Below are 17386 nucleotides of genomic sequence, written 5' to 3'. Positions count from 1 at the left end.
GACTTCGGGCGGTCGCCTGCCGCCGGTGTCGGGCACCGCTGAGATGTCGACTCCGTCGGGTTCGCTTGAACATGGCTCCGATGATTGAAGGACCGACGACATGACGAACAGCAACGCTTACGGTCATCACGGGCGACCATCGCGGACTTCGAGGAATGGTCCGCGCCGACGGTGGGTACTCTGCTTGATCCCGGCACTGACCGCCGCACTCGTTCTAACGGGAGTGTCGAGCGCCGGCGCCTCGAACGCTCGGAACGCGGCGCCGCCGAACACGGACGTCCTCATCGAGTGGAGCAGCATCGCGCAAGACCACGTCATCCCATTGCGTCCCACGGCTCACGGCCAGCTCCGCGGCATGGCGATGGTTCAGGGCGCGGTGTACGACGCCGTGAACGCCATTGACCGCGGGTACCAGCCGTATCTGCTCGACGGCGGCTCGATCGGCGTCGGGCCGGAGGCATCGTTTGATGCGGCGATCTCGACAGCCGCACACCACGTGCTCGTCACTCTTGTCCCGTCGGACAAAGTAGCTGGCCTCGATGCTGCGTACGCAGCAACGCTCGCGGGCGTCGCCGACGGCCCGAACAAGGACGAAGGCGTCGCCGCCGGTGAGGCCGCCGCGGCAGCGATGATCCTCGCCCGCACCGATGACGGGTTCATGGTCCCGTTCGAGTTCAACATCGGACCCGAACCCGGCGACTGGCGGCCCGTCACACCCGATGCCCGCGATCCGGACGCCTGGGTGGCCAATCTCAAACCGTTCATGATCGAGAATCCCGACGCGTTCCGCTCGGAGGGTCCCAACCCGCTGAGGAGTGCCGAGTACACAGCGGACTTCAACGAGGTCAAGGAGATCGGTGCGCTCGCGAGTAGCACTCGAACCGACGACCAGACCACTGCGGCCATCTTCTGGCAAGCCGCGCCGGTAGCACTCTGGAACGGCGTGTTCCGCAGTCTCGCCGTAAAGCACGGACTTGACCTGCCCGACGCGGCTCGACTCTTCGCAATGACCAACCTCGCCGCCGCTGATGGCGCGGTGGCTTGCTGGAACGACAGGTACTACTGGAACTTCTGGCGTCCGATGGCGGCGATTCGCGAAGCCGACACCGACGGCAATCCGGAGACGGCAGCCGATCCGACATGGAAACCGCTCTTCGATGCATCGACAGTGACCGTCCCGCAGCTCGGCACACCGCCGTTCCCGGAGCACCCGTCTGGTCACGGCTGCGTCAGCGGCGCGACTCTCTCCGCGGCGCAGGAGTTCTTCGGCACGGACGAGGTCGCCTTCGACGTGAACTCCGGTCGCTTCCCGGGCGAGCCACGGCACTTCGACGGGTTCTCCGCGGCGATACAGGAGGTCATTGATTCTCGCGTCTGGGGCGGCATCCACTTCCGCACCGCCGCTGTACAGGGCGCCGAGCTCGGCAACGAGGTTGCGTCGTGGCTCAGCGATCACTACTTCCAGCCCGCGACATGTCGGTAGCGTCCTGCAACGAGGCCCAATGGTGGAACCCTGCGCCGGAGGGAAGCTCGATGGGTTGGAAGGAGAGCAGCGCAGTGACATGAGAAATGGCGGGCAGTTTCTCCCGAGGAAACAAGGCCCGCCATCCCTTAGAGGACCATCCTAAGTTTCTCGGCTTCCCAGCGAAGACGGTGGGCTGCTCGTCACATCGACCTCGGGTCTGACGGGCCAGCGGCCTTTCACCTTGCGGAAATCAATCGCCCCCGGCAATGGAGTCATGTCGTAAGCACTCATGTTCAGGCTGAGCTTGACACCATGAACGGATTTCACTGTCAGGAACTGCTGACCTCTCAACGTCCCTACGCTGTAGTGCACGATGTCGTCATAGGCAATCAAGTGTTCCTTGCCGAGCACGCTGCGAAAGGCAACTTCATAGGCGCGCGGAGCGACGTAAAAGTTGCGGTACATCGTGATGAATGCCATCCCGCCCAAGAGAATCGCCACCGAAGCAATACGGGCACCTAGAGGTGCCCGGGCTGTAGTAAAGGCGAACAGGCCCATGAGGAATCCCACGGACACGCAGAGCCAGCCAAAGATCAACAGCACCTTTGGCATACGGACCTGCTCCGGATACTCCTTGGACCGGTTGGGGTGCTTGCGTGCCCACCAGGCAATGGCGGCAATGGACAAAGTCGTGAATACGGTGATGGAGATGTTTATGATCTGCGCTGTCGACATTCTTTGGCTACATCCCTTGGGCGAGGAATGCCAACGTGGCTGTGAGTATGAGCAAAGAGGCGCGGATGGTACGACGAAGCAAATTTCCCCCAGAATCTGATCGGCTGTCCGGCAAAGTCTAAACCTAAATTCGTCCTCGGATTTGCAGCAGATTCCAGGCGCAGGATACAGGGCGACGGCCGCAACGCCACGCGAGAGACGCCCCTGCTCCCGGTGGCCGGCTCTGAAGAGGACTGCCCGCACGTCGCCCGATAGCTGGTCGATGGAAGGGGTGCAGTGCCTCGGGTTCTCGCCTACGTGCGGCCCTGGCCACCGAAAGCTCGTATGACCTGTCCGATTAGCCTCCCGGTGAGGGTCTTTCAACTGGCACCTAGGCGTCTCGTAACTCCAGCGTTTCGAGACACTGAGGCTATAAGACGCCCCCGTGAGTTCAGAGGAGGAGGAGGCGGAGCCCGGGGGGCGGGATCGCCTATTGGATTAGCTGGTCACTTGTAGGACCTGAACGCGATCGAGTCGAAGACGGCGCGTGCCTCTCTCATCAGCACCGGATTGATCAATTCGTCGATATAGCCCACCGAGACCACAGCTCGCTGGCCCTCCAAGTCGACCACCCGGTAGGTTTCGTGTTCATTCTGAGTTAAGTACCAGCGTGAGCAGGTGACGTTAGATTCTGAGTGGATACATAACCTGCGGGCGCCGCAGGTTATGAAGTCCACGTCGCCCTCCACGGAATGGTCGAACTCGACGCCGGAGTAATCGCCCACCATGACCTCGACGGGAGGGGTGCTTACCGTCCATGACTGCGCCGCCATCGCTTTGACAAAGGCCTCGGCCGACGGACCGACATCGGCAAGGGCGCCCGGCCAGGTGCATGCGTCCATCGACACATAGTCCGCGGGCGAAAGAGTCAGGTAGACGGCCCATTCAGCCGGGTGATCCCGGTCGTCCTTGCCCAGGCTTTGGCCGTCGAGAGTAAACCAGCCGTCTGGGACGGTGATCTCGAAAGGCTCCTTGTAGCCGGCGACGGGGACTAGGTATGTGCCGGCGTCGATGTCGCCACTCTCCGGCAGCGGTGGGACCGTGCGAGTGTCGCGACTCTCCGGCAGCGGTGAGACCGTGCGAGCCTCCGTAACCGGAGAACTGGCAGACGGGAGGGAGGCGTCGTTAAATTCATACTCGCACCCGCCGAGACATCCAATCAGGGCGACAGTCACCAGAGTCAAGAGATGGCGCGACCGCTGAGCGGCCTTTTCGAGGGGTGTCACCGAACTCATTGATCCACCAGGCCGCTACAAGGTGCTGTGAGGCCCCGCAGCCGGGTGGCCCCGCGGGGCCCGAAATTTGATGCCGTCGCCTCAAGTCTCCTCCGGCAGAAAATCCGTGACAATGAAGAGTTGGATGGAGATCAGTTTCGACTCATACAATTTCCCGCAATGACAGGAGCGCCCTGAAGCAGCGGCGAGGAAACGCCAAATTTGCGGCAGCTTTCACCGCCCGGGTCTAACTAGCCAATGAGATCTGGTGATTTACGGCCACGCCTACGGCGTTCCGTGCCGTGCCGTGCACCTGTTCAGCGTCCCGCCAGCGTGAGGAGATCATCCTCGATCAGATACCCCAGCCTGTCCTGTACATCCAACAGCAGGCGGTAAAGCTCATCAGCGGTAGCGGTATCGATATTCACTGGTCATCTCCTACTTTCAGGTAACGGTACAGGGTGGCGCCTGACGGGCCGACCAACTTATGGATCTCGGCGAGGTGCCCATCGCTCCTCAGACGGAGCGCCGCTGGAGCTCGCGATACACCGTGGTCCGGGACACCCCGAACAGCTCCGCTAATTCAGCCTGGGTGTGTTCCCCGGCGTCGTGCAGCGTCAGAAGGTGCTTTCGCTGCGTCTTGGATAATTTTGGTTGCTTGCCTTTCAGCCGTCCCTTCGCCTTGGCGACCGCCATTCCCTCACGGGTGCGCATCCGGATCAGGTTCGCCTCAAACTCGGCCACCATGCCCAAGACGTTGAACAGCAGCCGGCCGACCGGGTCAGTTGGATCGTGGGTGCTTCCGCCGAGACTGAGCACTACCCCTTTGGCAGTCAGTTCGTCGGCTATACCCCTGGCATCGGAAAGGGAACGTGCCAAACGGTCGAGTTTGGTGACCACGAGCGTATCGCCGGCTCGGCACGCTGCCATCGCTTCACGGAGACCAGGGCGCACCCGGTTCGCTCCCGTGAGCCCATGGTCGACGAAGATCTGCTTCTCTGCAACACCCAGGGCTAGGAGAGCGTTTCGTTGGGCGGTCAGGTCCTGATCGCTCGTCGAGACGCGGGCATAGCCGATCTTCATTCCACTCATCAGGAACATGGTTGCAGTAATGCCCCCGTCACCACGCATTTGATCGTGCGGGTCTTACGTACATGGCTTCGACCAGGAACGGGGCGGAATATGGCGGCGGGGCTCCGCAGCACGGTGACCGACCGGCTTACGGGTACCGCTTCGAGGGTTTGATCGCCTGGTGATTGAATAACTGAATGGTCGCTTCGTCATTCGTAGATCCGCTGTTGCTGGACACGATACCTGAATCGGGGCGGGCAGATGCGAAAGTTGCGATGGGCGCACTCGGCCCGCCACGGTTTTCGACGCGCGCTGTATTGATCCAGGACACTAACAAACACGTTGGTTTTTACCCAAGCATCCACGTTCAGGGGGAAGTAATACGAGTTCCTTACCGGGTCAACTATGACTGGCCTAGTAGGGAGCGGAAAAGCCCCTTCACCACAATGCAGCTGCTCATCATCGCCTGCTGGATGTCTCGGCACCACAATGGGAAACTGCGGCAAAAGGGACTGCGCCATATTTTGCGGTCGGATCTAGATGTGCCTTGGACAATCCCGTTCGTTATCCAGCTCTGCGGAGAGTACGTCATCGAGATCGGTTCCGATGTCCTGACTTTCGTAACGAATTCCCTGCCCACGCGGCCCAACCTGCGGAGGGATTATGCACAGTTCGTCCATGACAATCCGGAGTTCATGAGCATTACCCGCCAGAGAGCCGAGAGCTACTGGCTGGCATATCACCGCCACCAGCTCCCCAAAAAACAGTATCCGCAGTTCCAGGCGGTAGAAGCTGTGACTGCACTGGCAGCTGAACCGTTGCTCGTCTGATAGTAGAAAGTCGAGGAGCGGTAGGCCGCCCGGAGTGGGATCTTTAGCGGGCGCTGTGCACTCGGCTAACTAATCCCTTTGGTTGACGTTTAATTCGTCCAGTTCGCGGATTGTGACTCGGGCAGGTTCTGGACCCAACACCTGTTGCGCCCGACCGTAGCTACGCCAGCAGGAAACGCTGAGGATGCTGAAAGCGATAGCACCGACACCGCCCAGGGCAATAGACATATCGAGCAGGGAGTGCGCTTCGTCGTAGCCTGGATCGTCGAACCCGACTTCGCCAAGGGCGGCCCATGCTTCGTAGGCCTGCACCCCGGAAGCAACCTTGGTCACCGTCAGGACCAATATCCACAGGAGTGCTGCCCCGCCCGCGAGGTAGGTGACTTTAATGATTCGCCTCTGCCGGTTCCAGGCCTTAAAGGTCTTCGGACGCAGCTCCGCCGGCATTGGACCCAGGGCTGCCGTGGAGCGTTTCCACCAGCGGTGCAGCAGGACCGAGGAGAGGGCCAGTGTCGCGGTCAGCACTCCAAAGGCTGCGACAAGCAGGTCTTTCGAGCTCTGCAGATATTCGTAGGCAGGATTGCCGAATGCGACGTCCCCTCGCAAAAGTGGCCCGGCAACGTTCAAGAGCCAGAAGCTGAGTAGGACGAGACCCACCATCAAAGGCAGCTGGAAGACGAAAACTGCGACGCAGTAGATCAGCGTCATGCGCCGACAGCGCCGCGACCACGTCGTTGTGGTTTCAGATGTCTCGGCGTGCTGAAGATCTGTCATTGAGGTCCCCCACCTGAATGGCTACGTGGCTCCAGCTTAGCCGGGGAAGGACACGGCGACGCCGCCGGGGCGCTGTACAGGCGCGTTCCGGCAAGAGACCTTGACCGATCGAAATGCAGGCAAGCCGTTGCGAAGAATTTTTTCGAAACAGCTGAACCTCCGGGTCTCATAACGTCGGTGCCTCGAATCCCTAGGGTTATGCGGCGGAGGCCTCCGGCCTGTCGTCGGCACTTTGCAGGATCTGTGCCGTGGAGGGTTTGTCCCTAGGGCAACCCTCCCTCATTTCGAGACTTAGGATCGGGTCATGATCGTGTCTACAACTGGAGTTGTATACGCCGCAGAAGGCTCTGTGGTTCTTGATGTTGTTCCGCCGCCCAGAACGTTGGCCGAGGCCATGGCAGCCCGTGGCCGTGATGAGGCACGGGAATTTAACGAGATTCTCTTTGAGACGGGCATCAACAGGGGGCCCGTCGAATTACAGGTTGAGGTCTTGCCGGCTGAGCCTGCAGAGGACACAACGGATAGTTGGGAAGATGCATGGGAAGACTTTGATTTTGAGTTGCCCCGGGCACAGTGAATCTTTATGGTCCAACAATGGGCGATGTGCTCAACATTGGCACCATCGAGGAACTCTCGGTCTACAGGTTTCGGATCCAGGCGAATGGTCGGAGCCGCATGAGGGATTTGGTGGCCACGGAAGTTGTCGAGAGCTATTTTGTCCAAACATGGATAGTCGAGCAGCAAACTAGGAAGACTGTTTCGTAGAAGGTTCCCGAAAGTAGATTCGGATAGACCGGGCTACCTTGCGCTACCTCGCCTGGCCCCGCGACGTAGACTCGCCTGGGCAACTACAAATTGGGGGACGTGATGTTCGGTAAGAAGCACGCGTGCGGGATGTGCGGGCAAGCTTTGGCGGCCCATAGTAGAGATGTTCGGTTCCGTCTCCCGGATCCAGTGCTGGAGAGCCCTGAACAGCACCGGGTCGAGGACAGTTGGCTGAGCGACCCGGACCCCAACAAGGCGACACTCATGCAGATTCCGAATATCAGTCCTTTCGTCCGTGCTTTGCTTCCGATAAAGCTGCAGGGCGGGCACGAGTTCCGGTTTGGGGTCTGGATCGCCATTCACCCCGATGACCTCCAGCACGCCTGCAGGGTCTGGAACGCGCCCCAGTACGTCGACCTGAAACTAACTGGGTACCTGGCTAACAGGATTCAGCCCTGGGGTCTCTTCGCCGTGCCAGTAGATTTGGCTGTTCTGAACGTGGACCAGACGCCTTACTGCGTGTCCAGCTCGAATGAGGACCTGAACGAGGTGCTAACCCGGGAGTGGCCACATGGCATCCTGGCGTCACTGCCGTGATTCAGCAACGGCGAGTCCGCAACCCATGGCCGTTCGCCGCGGTCTGCATGATGGTGCCCTCGCTGACGCTTCTGGTGTTCGGCCTGACACAGGCGTCAGTGATCGATCTGTTGCCCGGGTACGTGGCCGCCTACCTGCTGATCGGGGTGTGCATCTTCGGCCCGCCCGGCAAACTCCCGTCACCGGGGCAGGCCGTGGCGTTCCTGCTTCCCGGTGCCCTGCTCGTGGTCCTGGCGCTGCTGGACCTGGGTTTTTGGTGTGGCGGCTGGTTGCTCGGACTCCCGGCCTGGGGGCTGCTGCTGAGCCGATCGACGACGGCAAACCCGCTCCGGGCCGTGGACGTGTTGAAATTCCTTGGGCTGCTGGTGCTGGGCCTGGCGGTCTTCACGTTCAGCATCATCTGGGTGATTTTCAGCCTCGGCCTGTTCCTGCTCCCAATCATCCCTCTGGTCCGGCTGGCCTACCCTGAGTACTGGGCCACGCCTCTACAGGCGACCGTGGAGGTCGTTCCGGCCGTGGCCGCCGTCATAGTTGCCTTTGCTATTCCCACCCCCGAAGGGTCATGGTCATCGCCTTGGGTGTATGCGGGTGGGGCCGCGACGGCTGGACTCATGATCACATATTGGGCCTGGAGGCTCCCCCGCCGTTCCCGGCGCCGGCAGCTCAATAACGGAGCCATCGTCTAGCCCCCGTCTTCTAGTAGGGAATGGTCTGAGGCTCTGTCTCATAACCCCTGCGTCTCGAATCCCTAGGGATTCGAGGCGCTGAGGTTAGAAACACAGGAATTCAGCTGACCCGTAAGGGGATCCTTCACCGGACTGATCGTGCCAAATGTCTTTGGCCCCGGCCGGGATGGCATTTGAAACTGCTCCCATCTCGGCAAATGCGGGTGGTTTCGTCGTCCCGAGTAAGCAAGGCTTCGCGGGAGATTTTTCTTCGGCCCGTGAGTTGATACGTTATGGGACTCTCGTTATTGGTTCTGGAGAGGCACTTCTCATTCGTTCCGGGGTCCACGGGCGCTGCTCCCCCTCTTCAATCAACTTGATCTGAGAATCGGCCGAGTTCCCTTCCGGCAGCGCACTCGGTTGAAGGGGCATGGGCGCAGGAGTGGCTTGGCGCATCTGTTCTTCAGTTAGCGGGACGGATCTTGTGCCGCAACTGGAAGGTGCGATTGGTGCCGTTGAATCGGTCGGAAGCAAAATTGTTTCGGGGCACTCGCTTATATCGACTATTTCTGCACCTCTTGTAGCCTCGACTGAAGGCTCTACTGATGGGAGCGGTGGCTCCTCACTTTCTTCTCGCTGACTGCTGGGCCCGGCGCTTCCACAAGAGCTAGCGGAGAAAATAAGGACGCATACAGCAGCAAACCCACGGGTTTTTCCCAAAAGTCCCATTTCTTGATTGTCCACAAATGCGAATCACCAAAATAGGGGTTTGGCCGAATTCCGTGTTTCGATCTGGTCACCAGTCTGGCTCCTGCGTCAGATGGAAAAGCCAAACTGATGCTTGTCTACTCGTCGGACCGAGTGAACGGTTGCTCGGAGTGCGGAGGTTCCCGATTTATGAGCGTTGATTGTCCTGTCAGGGATTGCCCCCACATCGTCGCGTTAGCCGGTCGTGAAGCGCGCAGCTAGGCATAAATTCTTCCCTCGGCGTTGTTACTAGCCTCTGTACGCACGTTTACCCCGCACGATGATGCACGGTGAAGGTGCCCTAACCGCTACGCTCCAGACTGTCTCTAAACCCTTGTGTTCTGAGACGAGAGGGTTTTGAGACCCGTTTGGATGGGGCCCTTACCAGGCACCGCACCGGCAGCGAGGATACTCGATCCGATGAAGTACGGAACGCCCAATTCACTCGGGATGTGCACCTTTGCAGGACAGCTCACAAACAGCCCGGAGAGCGCCTTTTCAGGCACACGGGGGCTGAGGCTTTGGCGAACCAGCGGTGATGGCCACAGTCGCCCGGCGGCGGGACTCACCATCCGTTCCCGTTGTCCAAAATGGGGGGCATTTGCTTCTGGCGTGCCCTTGCGGTCAGTGTTGGCTGGGCGTAACGTCCGCAGCATAAGGGTTGCCTTTGGAGGCCTCCATGCGTGTGCTGCTACGCCATTTCATCGCCATGACATTAGTCTTGTCCGTCTGGCTTCTCGGGCTGTGGACTTCTAACCGGCGCTCCCGCCCCACTCATGCCGGGAGCGCACACCCGATCGGCATCGCCATCGCAATGCTGGCGTGCGTAAGCCTCTCGGCGTGCACCCCCGCCGAAGCGCCATCCTCCGCAGCAACTACGGAAGCCCGCACGGCCCCACCGGCGCCCACGGTCCCGCCGGTCCCACCGCTGCCGGAAGGCGACATCGACCCCGGTACATACCTCGTCACCAGCTTCCAAGAGAATTTCGAGATCACCGTCCCAGACGGCTGGAGGAGTGACGATGGCCTGTTTAAGGACGACCCGGATCACCCGGATGATTATGGGGTCTTCGTGGGTTGGTGGCCCGCGCTCTATGTGCCGAGGGACGCATGCGCGTGGGAGGGCGCGCTCGTCAAGCTCGATCCGTCGGCTAATGCGTTCGTCGACGCGATGACGGCGCAGACGTCAACGGCCAGTACCCCTCCCGTCGAGGTTATGGTGGGCGATTACTCCGGCGTCGAGTTCGACCACTCCGTGGAGGGTGACGTGGACTTCAAAGCCTGCGACCGCGACAAGTTTTGCATCCACTCATCAATCTCAAACGAATGCGGACGCTGGTACTCGAGCACCGCTGAGCGCGAAACCTATCGGGTAGTCCACCTGAACGGCGAACGCGCGATGTTCTGGGTGGTCCAATTCCACGAATCGATCAATCCGGAGCTGACAAGAGAGGCACGCACCGTCTTCGACTCGATCGTGTTCAAGCTCCCACAAATGACCAGCTGATGCGATACGCGATACCGCCCGCGGGCGCCGACTCCTTCTCTGACCCCACCTTGGGTGTCTCATAGCGTCAGTGCCTCGAAACGCAGGAGGCACGAGGAGTTTGGACGAGGACACGAACGCCAATCATCCATTAGTTATGTGACACATCGGAGCAGCCCATGAAAAAGCTGATTGGCTGCGCACGTGTTTTGACGCGACCGGCAACAGGCAGACCTTCTGACCGCAGGCGTCCTCCGCGATGACCTTACATTGACCACGCCGTGTCCGGAGCGCGGGCTTCACGGCCCCAATTCGATCAGGCCTTGGACGCACTAATTGGGGGTGGCACCCTCGTCATCGCAACGCTGGACGGGCTTAGGCGATTCACACAGAACATGCTCTCCTCAGCACTGCAAAAGGCCGCCAATACCGCTGGGATTCACACTCAAAGTTACTGACGGGCTGCTACCGCGGCGACTCCATAGACCTCTTGCTCTACTCCGCGTCGACGAAGGCAGATTGAGGTTTACCCGGAAAGATAGGCCGAAAGCTCAAATGACCTACCCCCGGGCAGCTGGGCAACCAGGCATGTCCCGTTCACCGCCCCGGAATCAGGGCTGTGGTGAGAGAGCGTCCGCGGAAAACCTGCGGAAGGTGAAAGAGCGTTGCGGGTGGAGTGGCGGAACGGAAGCTAGCCAGCCATGACGGCCGGGCCGATGAACGGGTCAACAGCCAGGGCGATGAACAGCAAGGTGAGGTAGCTGATGGAGCCGTGGAACACCTTCATGGCCCGCTTGTCGGAGATGTCCTCGCGCTGTGCCCGGTTGTACAGGGAATGCGACTCGTAGAGGAACCAGGCGCCGGCCACCACAGCCGTGGCGGTGTACACCCAGCCCGCCCCGCCGGCCGGGACCATCAGCAGCGAGCACACCACCATGGCCCAGGCGTACAGGACCACCTGTACCGACACCACCTTGGCGCCGGCGATGGCACCGAGCATGGGCACGTTGGCGTTGCGGTAGTCCTCGCCGTAGCGCATGGACAGCGGCCAGTAGTGCGGCGGGGTCCACAGGAAGATCACCATAAAGAGGATGACCGCGGGCCATTCCACGGTGTTGGTGACGGCTGCCCAGGCGATCAGCACCGGGAAGCAGCCGGCCGCGCCGCCCCACACAATGTTCTGTGCCGTGCGGCGCTTAAGGATGATCGTGTAGATCACCACGTAGAAGAAGATGGCGCCCAGCCCCAGCCAGGCGGACAAAGGGTTAGCGCCGAACCACAGGATGGCGATGGCGGCAGCACCCAGGAGCCAGGAAAAGACCAGCGCCTCACGGGGGGTGACCTCCCCCGTGACCAGGGGACGGTTCTCCGTCCGGTGCATCAGTTTGTCGATGTCGCGGTCAATGTAGCAGTTGAACGCCCCGGCACTGCCGGCCGCAAACGCGCCGCCAACCAGGGTGGCGAGGATCAGCCCGATCGAAGGAAAGCCACGCTCCGCATAAATCATGGTGGGCAGCGTGCTGACCAGCAGCAGCTCGATAACGCGCGGTTTGGTGAGGGCGAGATACGCCTTGGCCTTACGGGCAAACCCGGCACCTGATGCCCGGGATGCGTTCAGCGGCGTATCTGTTGTGCTCACGGTGGCAGTCACCCGTTCTGTGTGGCAGTTGTGTCTGGCGGTGCAGCTACGGACGGCTGGAAAGGTCCGCTGCCCGGCATTGGCCTCCGAATATCATACCGCGCCGCCACCCCCCTTCCGGCCGCCCGATATGCGCACATGATCGCTCGAACGCCGATTCGAGCAGATTAACTCAACCTCACTTCAGGCTGATTCATAAAAGGGGAAATTGCGTCCAAAACGTGAGATTTGCGCCGCCCGGAGAATGGAATGGAGCTAAGCTGTCACCAGATCAGCACGCAGCCAGGAAGCGGTGGAAAACGCATTCCCGGACTGCCAGTGGCTGAGTGAAAGATCAACGTTTCGATGGTGAACGGCTGGTACACACCGCAGCGGGCGCCACACAGCGTGCCTTTAAACGGATCCGGTGTGCCGCCTGCCATCAGCACAGAGAGGGGCCCGGTTTTCGTGCCACATTTGGAAGAGCAAGAACTGTCATGGACCAGCTTGGACCAGCGCGCCGTGGATACTATCCGCGTGCTGGCTGCGGACGCCGTGGAGAAGGTGGGCAACGGCCACCCCGGAACGGCCATGAGCCTGGCTCCGGCTGCGTACCTTCTTTTCCAGAAGCTGATGCGCCATGATCCCCGCAACCCGGAGTGGCTGGGCCGTGACCGGTTCATCCTGTCCCCCGGCCACACGTCACTGACGCTGTACATCCAGCTGTTCCTTTCCGGTTACGGCCTGGAGCTGAAGGACCTGCAGGCGCTGCGGACCTGGGGTTCGCTGACCCCGGGCCACCCCGAGTACAAGCACACCGCGGGTGTGGAGATCACCACCGGCCCGCTGGGCCAGGGCCTTGCCTCCTCGGTAGGTTTCGCGTATTCCCAGCGCCGGATGCGCGGCCTGTTCGACGCCGATGCTGCCGCCGGCGAGAGCCCGTTTGACCACACCATCTGGGTCATCGCGTCCGACGGCGACCTGCAGGAAGGCGTCACGGCCGAGGCTTCCTCGCTGGCCGGCCACCAGGAACTGGGCAACCTGGTTGTTGTGTACGACGAGAACCACATCTCCATCGAGGACGACACCGACATCGCGTTCACCGAGGATGTCCTGAAGCGCTACGAGGCCTACGGCTGGCACGTCCAGCGCGTGGACTGGACCAAGACCGGCGAATACAAGGAAGACGTGCAGGAGCTTTACTCGGCACTGCTTGCTGCCAAGGCCGAGACGTCCAAGCCGTCCATCGTGTCGCTGCGCACCATCATCGGCTACCCTGCCCCGAAGAAGCAGAACACCGGCAAGATCCACGGTTCCGCACTTGGTGCCGAGGAAGTTGCAGCGTTGAAGGAAGTCCTGGGCTTCGATCCGGCCAAGTCCTTCGAGGTTGACCAGGAAGTCCTGGCCCACGCCCGCTCCGTGGTGGACCGGGGAGCTGCTGCCCGCAAGGAATGGGAAGAGTCCTTCAACGCCTGGCAGGCTGCCAACCCCGAGGGCGCGGCACTGCTGCAGCGCATCGAGGCCAAGGAACTGCCCACCGATGTTGACGCGGCCCTTCCGGTCTTCCCGGCCGGTAAGGACGTCTCCACCCGCGCCGCATCGGGCAAGGTCCTGAACGCCCTGGGCCCGGTCCTGCCCGAACTGTGGGGCGGTTCTGCCGACCTTGCAGAGTCGAACAACACCACCATCGAGGGCTCGCCGTCGTTCGTTCCCGCGTCCAAGCAGACCGACGCGTGGAAGGGCAACCCCTACGGCCGCGTCCTGCACTTCGGCATCCGCGAACACGCCGCAGCGTCGATCGTGAACGGCATCAGCCTGCACGGCCGGACCCGCGCGTTCTCCGGAACGTTCCTGATCTTCAGCGACTACCAGCGTCCCGCCATCCGCCTCGGTGCACTGATGGGTGTCCCGTCCCTGTACGTCTGGACGCACGACTCCATCGGCCTGGGCGAAGACGGACCCACCCACCAGCCCGTGGAGCAGCTCGCCTCGCTGCGCGCCATCGTGGGCCTGGACGTTGTCCGCCCCGGTGACGCCAACGAAGTTGCCGTTGCCTGGAAGACCATGCTCGAAAACCACGCAAACCCGGCCGGCATCGTCCTGACCCGCCAGAACATCCCCACCTGGGAACGCGGCGAGGGAGCGGCCGACGGCGACACGTTCGGTTCCGTCGCGGGCGTCGCCAAGGGCGGGTACGTCCTCGCAGAGGCCTCCAAGGACGGCGCGACCGTTCCGGCCGACGTGATCCTGATCGGCACCGGCTCCGAGGTCCAGCTGGCCGTCAAGGCCCGTGAAGCACTGCAGGCCGAAGGCATCGCCACCCGGGTTGTGTCCATGCCGTGCGTCGAGTGGTTCAACAAGCAGGATGCTGCCTACCGCGAATCGGTCCTCCCGTCCGCGGTCAAGGCCCGCGTCTCCGTCGAAGCAGGACTTGCCCTGGGCTGGAAGGAATTCGTCGGCGACGCCGGCCGCTCCATCAGCCTCGAGCACTACGGCGCTTCCGCTGACTACAAGCGCCTCTTCCAGGAGTTCGGCATCACGGCAGAAGCAGTAGCTGCCGCTGCCAAGGACTCCCTCGCCCGCCTGCAGGCCTAACAAACGATTTAGGAGAAAAAGACAATGACTACTCCCACCCAGCAGCTCTCCGACGCCGGAGTTTCCATCTGGCTTGATGACCTTTCCCGCGGACGCCTGGAAACCGGCACCCTGCGCAAGCTCATCGAAGAGAAGAACGTGGTTGGTGTGACCACCAACCCCTCCATCTTCCACGCCGCCATCACCACCGGTGCCGACTACGACGCCACCATCGCCGCGCAGGCAGCAGCAGGCGCGTCCATCGAAGACACCATCTTCGAAATCACCACCACCGACGTCGCCGACGCCTGCGACCTCTTCGCACCGGTGGCAGCAGCCACCAACGGTGTCGACGGCCGCGTCTCCATCGAAGTTGACCCGCGCCTCGCCTGGGACACCGCCGGCACAATCGCCGAAGCCAAGCACCTGTACAAGAAGGTCAACAAGGACAACGTCCTGATCAAAATCCCGGCCACGCTCGAAGGCCTCGAGGCGATCACCGCCACCCTGGCCGAGGGCATCAGCGTCAACGTGACCCTGATCTTCTCCCTGGAGCGCTACCGCGCCGTCATCAACGCCTTCCAGACCGGCCTGGAACAGGCCAAGGAAAACGGCCACGACCTCTCCAAGATCCACTCCGTGGCATCATTCTTCGTCTCCCGCGTGGACACCGAGATCGACAAGCGCCTTGACGCCATCGGCACCGACGAAGCCAAGGCCCTCAAGGGCAAGGCAGGCGTCGCGAACGCCCGCCTCGCCTACCAGGTCTACGAAGAGCTCTTCGCCACCGAACGCTGGGCCCTGCTCGCCGAAGCCGGCGCCCGCCCCCAGCGCCCGCTCTGGGCCTCCACCGGCGTGAAGGACCCGGCCTACCCCGACACCCTTTACGTCACCGAGCTCGTCGCCCCCGGCGTCGTCAACACCATGCCCGAAAAGACCCTGGACGCCACCTTCGACCACGGCGAGGTCAAGGGCGACACCATCACGGGCACCTACGCCGAGGCCAACAACACCCTTGACGCACTGGAAAAGCTCGGCGTCTCCTACAACGACGTCGTCGCCATCCTCGAATCCGAAGGCCTGGACAAGTTCGTGGCCAGCTGGAAGGAACTCCTGGCCGACGTCGAAGGCGCCCTCGCCTCTGCACGGAAGGCTTCCTAGTCCCCTATGAGCACTCTCAGCTACGACGCCACCGGCGCTGCCCAGAAGGCACTTGAACAGCACCTTCCTGCTCTGGTCGAGGACCGGATCGCCACCCGGATCTTTGCCAAGGACCACACCCTGTGGGGTCCGGATGCAGAATCCGAGTCGGCCATCCGGCTTGGCTGGGTGGAGGCGGCCACCGTCTCCCAGCCGCTGGTGAAGGACATCCTGGAACTCCGTGACGCCCTCCGGGCTGAAGGCGTCACCCGCATTGTGCTGTGCGGCATGGGTGGTTCTTCCCTCGCCCCAGAGGTCATCGCCGGCACCGCCGGCGTCGAGCTGACTGTGCTGGACAGCACGGACCCGGACCAGGTCCGTGCTGCCCTGGCTGACCGGCTGGCCGAGACCGCGATCGTGGTCTCGTCCAAGTCCGGCTCCACGGTGGAGACCGATTCCCAGCGGCGGATTTTCGAGAAGGCGTTCACCGACGCCGGCATCGACGCCGCCAGCCGCATCATCATTGTCACGGACCCCGGCTCCCCGCTGGACAAGGCTTCCCGCGAGGCCGGCTACCGCGCCGTCTTCAACGCCGACCCCAACGTCGGCGGCCGCTTCTCCGCCCTCACGGCCTTCGGCCTGGTCCCCTCCGGCCTGGCCGGCGTGGACATCCAGGCCTTCCTGGACGAGGCCGAGGAAGCAGCGGAAATCCTCAATGACGATGCCCCCGAGAACATCGGGCTCGCACTCGGCACCGCCCTGGGCGGAACCACGCCGCTGCGGAACAAAATCGTCATTGCCGAGGACGGCTCTGGCATTGTGGGCTTCGCCGACTGGGCCGAGCAGCTCATCGCCGAATCCACCGGCAAGCTGGGCACGGGCGTCCTGCCGGTCGTGGCCGGCCCCGCCGCACCCGAGGTAACGTCCGGCGCGCCGGATGTCCTGGTGGTACGGCTGGTGGCCGCTGATGCCGACGTCGAACTCGGCGACGACGAAGTGGCCATCGCCGGTGGCCTGGCCACACAGATGATGGTGTGGGAGTTCGCCACGGCCGTGGCGGGACGTTTACTGGGCATCAACCCCTTCGACCAGCCCGACGTCGAAGCCGCCAAGGTGGCAGCGCGCGGCCTGCTGGACGCGCAGCCGGAGCCCACTGCCGCAGCATTCGTTGATGGCGCCATCGAGGTCCGCGGCGGTGACTGGCTCGGTGATGCCGGCACCGCGGAGTCCGCCGTCAAGGCACTGCTGGGCACCCTCGAGGCAGACAGCTACCTGAGCGTCCAGGCGTACTTCGACCGCCTCGCCTTCGCTGAACTGGAAGGGATCCGCGACGAACTGGCTGCTGCCAGCGGCCGTCCCGTCACATTCGGCTGGGGCCCCCGGTTCCTGCACTCCACGGGCCAGTTCCACAAGGGCGGACCCGCCATCGGCGTGTTCCTCCAGGTCACGGCTGCGCCTGCAGAAGACCTTGAAATCCCGGAGCGTCCCTTCACGTTCGGGGAACTGATTTCCGCGCAGGCTGCCGGCGACGCCCAGGTCCTGGAAGGGCACGGCCGGCCCGTCCTGCGCCTGCACCTGACCAACCGTGCTGCCGGCGTGAAGCAGCTGCAGGACATCGTCGCTGCACTTTCCGCCCGCGCATCCGCTACCGAAAGCTAAGGCACAA

At 62.2% G+C, this 17386-nt stretch carries 14 protein-coding genes and 1 pseudogene; 10 read left to right on the top strand and 5 right to left on the bottom strand.

The genetic code is table 11. The features are described from left to right. Positions 1-184: 184 nt before the first annotated feature. Entirely contained in the window at positions 185-1483 is a 1299-nt protein-coding gene (locus B5520_RS05425; RefSeq protein WP_176156792.1) for a vanadium-dependent haloperoxidase, read from the top strand. Positions 1484-1624: 141 nt separating this feature from the next. Here the strand turns inward: B5520_RS05425 and B5520_RS05420 are convergent, their stop codons facing one another. The 3 genes from B5520_RS05420 to B5520_RS05410 form a co-directional block, all read right to left on the bottom strand. Next, on the bottom strand, positions 1625-2200 hold the full coding sequence (locus tag B5520_RS05420; protein WP_254865478.1) for a hypothetical protein: 576 nt from the start codon (positions 2198-2200) through the stop codon (positions 1625-1627). 485 nt (positions 2201-2685) lie between these two features. Next, positions 2686-3474 (bottom strand): hypothetical protein, encoded by a 789-nt coding sequence (locus B5520_RS05415; protein WP_079596057.1) that lies wholly within the window; start codon positions 3472-3474, stop codon positions 2686-2688. 495 nt (positions 3475-3969) lie between these two features. Then, entirely contained in the window at positions 3970-4536 is a 567-nt protein-coding gene (locus tag B5520_RS05410) for a recombinase family protein (RefSeq protein ID WP_079596397.1), read from the bottom strand. Positions 4537-4721: 185 nt separating this feature from the next. Between B5520_RS05410 and B5520_RS05405 the strand changes: the two genes are divergently transcribed. Next, on the top strand, positions 4722-5354 hold the full coding sequence (locus B5520_RS05405; protein ID WP_079596056.1) for a hypothetical protein: 633 nt from the start codon (positions 4722-4724) through the stop codon (positions 5352-5354). A gap of 69 nt (positions 5355-5423) precedes the next feature. Here B5520_RS05405 and B5520_RS05400 read toward each other — a convergent pair whose 3' ends face one another. Continuing rightward, complete coding sequence (locus tag B5520_RS05400; protein WP_079596055.1) at positions 5424-6062, bottom strand: hypothetical protein; 639 nt, start codon at positions 6060-6062, stop codon at positions 5424-5426. 370 nt (positions 6063-6432) lie between these two features. On the opposite strand from B5520_RS05400, the gene B5520_RS05395 reads away from it, so the two are divergent. The 5 genes and pseudogenes from B5520_RS05395 to B5520_RS05375 form a co-directional block, all read left to right on the top strand. Next, positions 6433-6705 carry a hypothetical protein gene (locus B5520_RS05395; protein WP_139386209.1) on the top strand — a complete coding sequence of 91 codons (273 nt, stop codon included), beginning with the start codon at positions 6433-6435 and terminating at the stop codon, positions 6703-6705. A 290-nt stretch (positions 6706-6995) separates the two neighbouring features. Next, the gene (locus B5520_RS05390; RefSeq protein WP_079596053.1) at positions 6996-7490 is read left to right on the top strand and encodes a DUF2199 domain-containing protein; all 495 of its coding nucleotides are present in this window, start codon (positions 6996-6998) and stop codon (positions 7488-7490) included. Beyond that, on the top strand, positions 7487-8176 hold the full coding sequence (locus tag B5520_RS05385) for a hypothetical protein (protein ID WP_139386207.1): 690 nt from the start codon (positions 7487-7489) through the stop codon (positions 8174-8176). Before B5520_RS05390 ends, B5520_RS05385 begins: the two co-directional genes overlap by 4 nt. A 1405-nt stretch (positions 8177-9581) precedes the next feature. After that, positions 9582-10409: a hypothetical protein gene (locus B5520_RS05380; RefSeq protein ID WP_254865477.1), complete on the top strand. Its 828-nt coding sequence runs from the start codon at positions 9582-9584 to the stop codon at positions 10407-10409. Between the two features lie 158 nt (positions 10410-10567). After that, positions 10568-10828 (top strand): annotated as a pseudogene (locus tag B5520_RS05375) (recombinase family protein); the annotation flags it as partial. 251 nt (positions 10829-11079) lie between these two features. On the opposite strand, the gene B5520_RS05370 reads toward B5520_RS05375, so the two are convergent. After that, the gene (locus tag B5520_RS05370; RefSeq protein ID WP_079596051.1) at positions 11080-12039 is read right to left on the bottom strand and encodes a heme o synthase; all 960 of its coding nucleotides are present in this window, start codon (positions 12037-12039) and stop codon (positions 11080-11082) included. A gap of 444 nt (positions 12040-12483) precedes the next feature. Here B5520_RS05370 and tkt point away from each other — a divergent pair, with 444 nt between their 5' ends. The 3 genes from tkt to B5520_RS05355 are packed head-to-tail and all read left to right on the top strand — an operon-like array spanning position 12484 to position 17379. Continuing rightward, entirely contained in the window at positions 12484-14601 is a 2118-nt protein-coding gene (gene tkt / locus B5520_RS05365; RefSeq protein WP_079596395.1) for a transketolase, read from the top strand. A gap of 24 nt (positions 14602-14625) precedes the next feature. Continuing rightward, entirely contained in the window at positions 14626-15741 is a 1116-nt protein-coding gene (gene tal / locus B5520_RS05360) for a transaldolase (protein WP_079596050.1), read from the top strand. A gap of 6 nt (positions 15742-15747) precedes the next feature. Further along, positions 15748-17379, top strand: coding sequence for a hypothetical protein (locus B5520_RS05355; RefSeq protein WP_079596049.1), 1632 nt, complete (start codon positions 15748-15750; stop codon positions 17377-17379). The last annotated feature ends 7 nt before the right edge of the window (positions 17380-17386 follow it).

Source organism: Arthrobacter sp. P2b (genome assembly GCF_900168295.1).
Lineage (GTDB): Bacteria > Actinomycetota > Actinomycetes > Actinomycetales > Micrococcaceae > Arthrobacter.
The sequence above is the reverse complement of the archived record's forward strand: the minus strand, read 5'-3'. Positions and strand labels throughout refer to the sequence as shown.